The 7,529-nt window shown below is 68.0% G+C and carries 7 protein-coding genes and 1 tRNA gene; 3 read left to right on the top strand and 5 right to left on the bottom strand.

Annotation, left to right across the window (positions count from 1 at the left end; all coding sequences use genetic code 11):
* Positions 1-5: 5 nt before the first annotated feature.
* Both AWC17_RS15040 and AWC17_RS15035 read right to left on the bottom strand, forming a co-directional pair.
* Positions 6-1,784 carry an ABC transporter ATP-binding protein gene (locus AWC17_RS15040; RefSeq protein ID WP_085164840.1) on the bottom strand — a complete coding sequence of 593 codons (1,779 nt, stop codon included), beginning with the start codon at positions 1,782-1,784 and terminating at the stop codon, positions 6-8.
* Positions 1,781-4,366: an ABC transporter ATP-binding protein/permease gene (locus tag AWC17_RS15035; protein ID WP_046186444.1), complete on the bottom strand. Its 2,586-nt coding sequence runs from the start codon at positions 4,364-4,366 to the stop codon at positions 1,781-1,783. The genes AWC17_RS15040 and AWC17_RS15035 overlap by 4 nt, the downstream gene beginning before the upstream one ends.
* Before the next feature lie 214 nt (positions 4,367-4,580).
* Between AWC17_RS15035 and AWC17_RS15030 the strand changes: the two genes are divergently transcribed.
* Positions 4,581-5,006, top strand: a complete 426-nt coding sequence (locus AWC17_RS15030) for a thiol-disulfide oxidoreductase DCC family protein (protein WP_046186443.1) — start codon at positions 4,581-4,583, stop codon at positions 5,004-5,006.
* 16 nt (positions 5,007-5,022) lie between these two features.
* Here the strand turns inward: AWC17_RS15030 and AWC17_RS15025 are convergent, their stop codons facing one another.
* Complete coding sequence (locus AWC17_RS15025) at positions 5,023-5,304, bottom strand: hypothetical protein (protein ID WP_231588676.1); 282 nt, start codon at positions 5,302-5,304, stop codon at positions 5,023-5,025.
* Between the two features lie 76 nt (positions 5,305-5,380).
* A tRNA-Leu gene (locus AWC17_RS15020) sits at positions 5,381-5,464 on the bottom strand.
* Between the two features lie 97 nt (positions 5,465-5,561).
* On the opposite strand from AWC17_RS15020, the gene AWC17_RS15015 reads away from it, so the two are divergent.
* Both AWC17_RS15015 and AWC17_RS15010 read left to right on the top strand, forming a co-directional pair.
* Positions 5,562-5,942 (top strand): hypothetical protein, encoded by a 381-nt coding sequence (locus tag AWC17_RS15015; RefSeq protein WP_046186442.1) that lies wholly within the window; start codon positions 5,562-5,564, stop codon positions 5,940-5,942.
* Positions 5,939-6,289 (top strand): DUF3817 domain-containing protein, encoded by a 351-nt coding sequence (locus tag AWC17_RS15010; protein ID WP_046186441.1) that lies wholly within the window; start codon positions 5,939-5,941, stop codon positions 6,287-6,289. Before AWC17_RS15015 ends, AWC17_RS15010 begins: the two co-directional genes overlap by 4 nt.
* Before the next feature lie 180 nt (positions 6,290-6,469).
* On the opposite strand, the gene rdgB is transcribed toward AWC17_RS15010, so the two are convergent.
* Positions 6,470-7,072: an RdgB/HAM1 family non-canonical purine NTP pyrophosphatase gene (rdgB, locus tag AWC17_RS15005; RefSeq protein WP_244193499.1), complete on the bottom strand. Its 603-nt coding sequence runs from the start codon at positions 7,070-7,072 to the stop codon at positions 6,470-6,472.
* Positions 7,073-7,529 lie beyond the last annotated feature (457 nt).

Raw genomic sequence — 7,529 nt, 5'->3', positions numbered from 1 at the left:
TCCAATTATCCCTTGCAGGACAGGCACTTTCGCGTATCTACACCCCGACACTCACAATAATCCACGAAAAATCCGGGCTCATGCTGCTGCCGCCAGAACTCGTCGAAACGCCCACCCGCCGCGAGCAATTCGCCGACCGTTCCGTCCTCGATCACTCGGCCGTCGTCGAGAAACAGCACGCGGTCGGCGTGACTGATGCTGGCCAATCGATGCGCGACGATCACCTGGGTGCGCGACCGCGGGTCCAGCGTCAGCGCGTCGACCACCGCGGCCTCGTTTTCGGTGTCCAGAGCGCTGGTGGCCTCGTCGACCAGCAGGATGGACGCCGGTTTGAGCAGCGCCCGCGCGATGCTGACCCGTTGGCGTTCGCCGCCGGACAGCGCCGAGCCGGCTTCCCCGACGATCGTGTCGGCGCCGTCGGGCAGCCGGCCGATGAGTTCGTCGACGCGGGCGAGGGCCACGGCCCGCTTGAGCTGGCCATCGCCGGCGCCGGGGTCCCCGGCGCAAACGTTGTCACGGATGGACCCGTGGAACAGGTACGGGTGTTGGAACACGACGCTGCTTGCCGCCCGCCGGGCGTCGGCGTCCAGCGTCGCCGCGTCGACGCCGTCGATCAGCACCCGGCCGCGGGTGGGTTCGTGCAGCCCGGCAATCAGCGCCAGGATGGTGCTCTTGCCCGATCCGGACGGTCCAACGATCGCCGTCGTGCTGCCCGGCGCCAGGGTGAAGCTCACCCCGTCGAGCACCGGTAGGGTCGCGCCGTCATAGCGGAACGCGACGTCGTCGAACTCGATGCGGGGCGCCGCGCCGGCGGACAACGTGGCGGTCCCGGCGTTCATCAGCGGCGCGGTGAGGACCGAGCGAATGCGGTCGAGCGTGGCGCGGGTGCTTTCCAAGGCCGGCGCCAGTTCGCTGATCGTGGTGAACGGCTCTAGGTAGCGCACGATCACGACGATCAAGGCGATGGCTTCGGGCACCGTCACCGTTTTGTTCACCGTCAGCGCCGCGGTCGCCCCGGCCAGCAGGATGAGGGACAGCTGGCTGGCCAGGCTGAACAGCAGCTGGCCCGGAACTTGCATGGACAGCAACCGCATGGTCGCCCCGTGCTGCGCGGCCAGCGCATCGCCGACCAGGCTGCGCGCCGGTTCTACCCGCCGCGCGGCCCGCAACGCCTGCTGAGTGCGGGCGAACTCGATGATCCGCTCGGTGAGCGCACTGTTGGCTTCGTCGGCCGCGGCATCGGCGCGCCGCGCCAATCGCGCCGATGCCCACAGCGCCCCCAGCAGCAGCGGCACACCGCCCAGCGCGGCCACTCCGAGCTGCCACGAGAGGGGGAGCAAGGCCACCGCGATGGCCGCGGGCAGCAGGACGGCGGAGAGCAGCGGTGTCAGCAGGTTGACGACGAGACCGACCAGTTCCGGCCCGGTGGCGGCGATCGCCTGCCGCGCCGTCGCGGTGTGCTCGGCGGTGAACCAGTCGAGCCGCACGCCGGGTAACCGGTCCGCCACGTCGTGCTGGCTGTGGTCGAGCACGGCGAAGCCCAGATCGAAGCCGATGCGCGCCGTCGCGGTGTCGATCGCCCATCCGATCACGGTGGCGGCGGTGAGCCAGCCCAACCACACCAGCGCGCGGTCCGGGGCGTCGCCGAACAAAGCGCCCACCAAGGGCACAAGCAGGACGGTGGCCACCGCCCGCACCACCACGGAGAGCAACGCGAGCGCGGCGTAGGCAATGACCCTGGCTCGGCGATCCGCAGGCACCAGGCCCAACCACGTGCGAATCATCGCGCCCCGTCCTGAGCCGTTATGGCGGCCACCGGGTCCCGCCGGCCGCCCTCCCACAGCCGTCGGTACCGGCCGTCGGCGGCCAGCAGCTCGTCGTGCGTGCCGCGTTCGGCGATCCGGCCGTGGTCGAGCACAACGATCTGGTCGGCTCCGGTGATGGTGTGCAATCGATGGGCGATCACCAAGACGGTGCGATCCTGGGTCAACCGGTTAAGCGCCTGCTGCACAAGGTATTCCGATTCAGGGTCGGCGAACGCGGTGGCCTCGTCGAGGATCAGCACCGGGGTGTCCGCCAGGATCGCACGCGCGATGGTGAGCCGCTGCCGTTCCCCGCCGGAAAGGCCGGTTCCCGCGCCCAGCACCGTGTCGTAGCCGTCCGGCATTCGCATGATGCGGTCGTGGATTTGCGCCTGGCGCGCCGCCTCCTGGATCTGCGCCGCGGTGGCATCGGGGACGGCCAGCGCGATGTTGTCCGCAACGGTGCCGTGCACCAGCTGCGTTTCCTGCAGGACGAAGCCGACCTTCGCGTAGAGCTCGTCGGCGGTCATCGACCGGATATCTTGCCCGCCAATGCGTATCGCGCCCTGTTCGACATCGTGGAACCGGGCCAGCAGCGCGGCCAGTGTCGACTTTCCGGACCCGGACGGGCCGACGAGCGCGGTCACCGTGCCGGGGCGCAGCGTCAGCGACACGCCCCCGATCACCGGCACACCCGGGCGATAGCCGAAGCTGACGTCGTCGAACACCACAGTCGCCGACGAATCTCCAAACTGATCTCGCGCTCTCACTTCGAGCTCGGGCTCGTCGAGGGTGTTCTGCAGGCGCCGGGCGGCCAACATGCCGGCGCTGATACCGCCCAACCCGTACGCGATACCGAGCAGCCGCGCACCGAAGGTGGTGCCCAACAACAGGAACGGCAAGAGGTTCACCGGATCCATCCGCCCGGTGACGGTCAGCAGGGTGCCGGTGAGCGCGATGAGCCACAGGAACGTCGAGGGCCGGGTGACCAGGTCCATGAGCGTCTTCTTGCCGGCCAGTGGGCGCTGCCAGGAGACGAGGAATTCGACGTACTCGTCCAGGCGGTGGCGGAAGCTCGATGCGGCCGCACCACCGAAGACGCGGATCACCGGCTGGCCCTCCAGATAGGCGCCGGCCTCGCCGCTCATCTTCTCGGCCCAGCGCTGCGATTGCGGGATGCGCGGGCCCGACTGAATCGTGAGCGACGACGTCAACACCAGGTACACGACAACGGGCAGGAACAACACGAGCGCCACCCGCCAGTCGACGACGAACAGGTAGACCAGCACCGCCACCGGCGCGATGATCGCCGCAACCCCGTCGGGGATGGCGTGGGTGACCAAATAGTGCAGTGACAGCGTGTCGTCCTGCAGCAGCTGCTTGATCGAGCCCGATCCGCGCGCGGTGAACCAGCCCAGCGGCAATCGAGATAGCTTGCGCAACAGCCGCGAACGCAGGTCGGCGGCGAACCGCGCGTCGACGACGTGCAGCCATAGCGTGAGGGCCGCACCGAGCACGGTGCCCGTTCCCAGCAGCGCGACGGCTGCGATCCCGACGTCCCAGAGTCGTGGTGCGGGCGCCCGGGCCACCAGTAGCCGGGCCAGCTCGACGAGTAGCACGAACGGCGCCAGCTGCACCACCGTGATGACGGCCTGCAACACACCGGACAGGATCAGCGCCGAGCGCAGCGGCGCGAGCAACCGGCCGGCGGCCTGGGCGCGCCAACGGCCAGGCGCCGCTGGGGCGGCCGTCTTGCCGGGAGGTTGCGGCGTCGGAACTTGCTCTTCTGCAACGTCATTCGCGGGCACCGGCTCGTCGCCGCGGCGGGTACCCATCGCACGCCCGGCACTCCAGTACGCCTGGGCGTGTATCTCCGACTTGGGGAAACCGAACTCGTCGCGCAGCCGCGTGCGCACGTGCTTGAGCACCGTGGCCTCGGGCGTCGCCCACGCGTACCAGTTTGACCAGTCCCGGTTGTCGATCGCCGCGGCAAGGGATTTCTCGTCGCGCCGGGCGACCCAGTGCACTTGCAGCCGGGGGTGCTGCGCGAGCGGGATCAGGACGTCGTTGTCGTCGTGCTGCTCGAGATACATCTCAATCGGCACATCATTGGGGACGACCCCGATGATCCCGTTCATGCCCGGGATCGACGCCGAGTCACCGATCAGCAGATAACCGGCCGGCTGTTCGTCGGGCATGTCGAATCGCGACGAGCCCATCAGCGCCATGACGGCGATCGTGGCGCCGGGCTGAACAGTGCGCGCCCACTTCGACGCCGGGCCTGCGGGCTCGTGCAGCACGATGTCGACGGCGAAGCGGCCAGCCGGAACGTCCGCCTCGGAGATCGTGTACGCGCGCTGGAATTCGGTATTGGACCCCTCCGGGTCCGGGAACCAGAACCGCAACCACGCGGCGGGTTCGGCGTCCACGTCTTCGAACAACGTCGGTGACGTCATCCGTACCCGCACGAAATGCGGTGCGATCTCGGCGGTTTCGATCACCGTTGCGGTGTGGTCGCGCGCGCCGAAGCTTCGCAACATCACACCGGAGAATCCGCGTGCCATCGGCGGTCCTTTCTCGCGGCGCTCAACTCGGCGGCGACGTCACCGAACGGGCGGCCCGGCCGAATCGGCGCCACCAGCCCCCGGATCGAGCGGCGGGGTTGATCGGCAGCCTGGCGTCCGCGCTGACCCACCGCTCGATAAGTCACCACACAAACTAAGGGTTGCCTTACCAAAGGTCAACCTGGGTGCTCGGGATCGCCAGTAGCCTGGAGGCGTGAGCGCTGAATCGGTGCCGCCCGTGTTGCTCTACGACGGGGTCTGCGGCGTCTGCAACTCCGCGGTGCGGACGATACTTCGGTTCGATCCCCACGGCGCACTGCGCTTCGCGGCGTTAGACAGCGACTTCGCCCAAGCGGTCTTTGCGCGGCACCCAACCATCAAAGACGTGGACTCCGTGGTGTTCGTCGACTCACCCGAACAGCCCGGAGAACGCGTCGCGGTCCGGTCGGCCGCCGCGTTGCGGGTGGTGGATTACCTCGGCGGGCCGTGGAAGCTGCTCGAGGTTGCCCGCATCATCCCCGCTCCCCTGCGCGACTGGCTCTACGACAGGGTCGCCGACGTCCGCTATCGCATTTTCGGCAAATACGACACGTGTCCGCTGCCGCCGCCGGAGGTTCGCGCTCGCTTCCTGGACGCCTAGCTTTCGGCGTCGACGGCTAGGTCGGCCTCGGACTCAATGCGCTCAGCTCGGCCAGCTTTCGGTCTTCGGCCGCGAATTCGCGATGGTGAGCCGCTGATTCGCGGTGTACGCCCACATGAGACACGCCTTGTTCGACGGTCCGGTCTTGCACCCGTGCGACTTGTTCGTGTTTGACGGCCGATACTTCGAAGCTGCGCGCGGCCGAGAGCCCCGCGTTCGCGGCACGTTCGCGAGCCTCCGCAGCTCTGCGTTCTACGAGCTCGGCGTCTTCCTCGCATGACTGGTTTCCGGTGGCCATGGCGTCTCCCCCGTGTGCAGTGCAGTGCATATACCCCGCAAAGGGAACTTGATGCTTCGCGAAGGCGCAATAACAGTGCGGGCGGAGGGACTCGAACCCCCACGCTCTTTCGAGCACCGGCACCTAAAGCCGGGGTGTCTGCCAATTCCACCACGCCCGCAGCGTGCCGATCGTACCGCTCAGTTCGCGGACGGACCTGTCGGTGGCGCGCCTCGACGAATTCGTCGGACCCAAATCGTGAGCGGTACCTTCATGGGGTGTCCACTACACGCCGTCGCAGGCCCGCGCTGATCGCCTTGGTGATCGTCGCGGCCTGCGGCTGCCTGGCGCTGGGCTGGTGGCAGTGGACAAGGTTCCAGTCGGTCTCGGGCACGTTCCAGAACCTCGGCTACGCGCTGCAGTGGCCGCTGTTCGCCTGGTTCTGCGTGTACGCGTACCGCAAGTACGTGCGCTACGAAGAGATGCCGCCGGAGCCTCGGCAGGACGCCGCCCTCACCGAGATTCCCGCCGGCTTGCTGCCCGAGCGCCCCAAGCCGATGCAACGGCCGTCCGACGATCCCGCGCTGGCGGAGTACAACGCCTACCTCGCCGAGCTTGCCAAACAAGACACCGACAAACAGAACAGGACGACCGCATGACCACACCGGAGCCACCCGGAGCGCCAGCGTCAGCATTCCCCGTCGAGAAGATCCGGACTGCGTTGCTCGGCTATCGGGTCATGGCGTGGACGACGGGCCTCTGGCTGGTCGCGCTTTGCTACGAGATCGTCTCGCATCTCGCCTTCCACCACGAGATCCGTTGGATCGAGGTGGTCCACGGTTGGGTGTATTTCATCTATGTCCTGACCGCTTTCAATCTGGCGGTCAAGGTGCGGTGGCCGATTCCCAAGACGATCGGTGTCCTGCTCGCCGGGACAATCCCGCTGCTGGGCATCATCGTCGAGCACTTCCAGACCAGGGACGTCAAGGCTCGCTTCGGGCTTTAACCCCCATCCGCCACACGCATCTCTCCCAGACGCGGCACCCGTGGTGCCCGCCTCTGAGCGACAACCTCAGTCGCGTCGCCGATTGTCGCTCGGAGGTGGGCACGTCGTCGGTCCCCCTCGCCGCGGAGACGGGCGCGGCCAGTGTGGCTCAACCGCCCAAACGAGTCACGAAGCGCCCTGTTAGGCAAGCACTTTGAGCGCCGGCAACAGCAGCGCGAGAGCGCGACCGCGATGGGAGACGGCGTCCTTCTCCTCGGGGCTGAGCTCCGCCGCGGTGCGGTCCGAACCGTTCGGAACGAAGACCGGGTCATAGCCGAAGCCGCCGTCACCCCGCGGTTCCCGGGCGATCCTGCCGGGCCACTCGCCGCGGACGACGATCTCGCCGGACGGCCCGGCCAGCGCGCAGGCGGACACGAACGCCGCGCCGCGCCGTTCGTCGGGCACGTCACCCAATTGCGCCAACAGCAACGCGGTGTTGGCGGCGTCGTCGCCGTGATTGCCCGACCAGCGCGCCGACAGCACGCCGGGCATGCCGTTGAGTGCGGCCACCTCCAGACCGGAGTCGTCGGCCACCGAGACCAGGCCCGTCGCGGCGAACGCATGCCGCGCCTTGGCCAACGCGTTGTCCTCGAAGGTCGCGCCCGTTTCGGGCGCCTCGTCGAAGGGGGGCACGTCATGCAAAGACACCAACGTCAGGCCCGTCAAGCCAGCCGCGTCGAGGACCCGGCGCAATTCGGCGAGCTTCTTGCGGTTGCGGCTGGCGACCAGGAGCCGGGTCACCAATCACTCCAATACATCTCGTGGCGGCAAGGCCGGCTCATGATGGGCTCGGGACGATGGCGAACATGCCTAAGTACATCGCTAGGCGATGCGTGGGTGGGCGTCGGGTCTCCGTTGTCCGGCTGTGCCTGTACCAATGGGGTGGCCAGCACCGGCCCCTGTACAGGCCGGATGGAATCGCGGACAATGCGGGTTTATGAAGCGACTCACCGCGGGGTGGGCAGCGACGTTGATGTCCGGGGGCTTAGGGCTGGCTGGTCTGGGACTGGGCGCAGGTGCCGCTCAGGCCAACCCCCCCGGTTGCGGTCAATACTCGGCATGTTGGTGCCCAGGGCAACGCCTGCCCGCTGGCGGCAATGTAGTAGGCGATTGGGACATGAACGCCTGCCACGACTACCACTTCTCCGATCAGGACTACCCGCCTGGGCCGCACATGCAAGCAGAAACAGGCCCGGCGCCG

Source organism: Mycobacterium nebraskense, from assembly GCF_002102255.1.
Classification (GTDB): Bacteria; Actinomycetota; Actinomycetes; order Mycobacteriales; family Mycobacteriaceae; genus Mycobacterium; species Mycobacterium nebraskense.
This window is presented reverse-complemented; position numbering and strand designations above follow the sequence as displayed.

Bases quoted from the DNA above. Each gene is read 5' to 3' on its own strand.
- AWC17_RS15010 (WP_046186441.1), top strand. From the start codon at position 5,939: ATGACCACACCGGAGCCACCCGGAGCGCCAGCGTCAGCATTCCCCGTC.
- AWC17_RS15025 (WP_231588676.1), bottom strand. From the start codon at position 5,304: ATGGCCACCGGAAACCAGTCATGCGAGGAAGACGCCGAGCTCGTAGAA.
- AWC17_RS15040 (WP_085164840.1), bottom strand. From the start codon at position 1,784: ATGATTCGCACGTGGTTGGGCCTGGTGCCTGCGGATCGCCGAGCCAGG.
- AWC17_RS15035 (WP_046186444.1), bottom strand. From the start codon at position 4,366: ATGGCACGCGGATTCTCCGGTGTGATGTTGCGAAGCTTCGGCGCGCGC.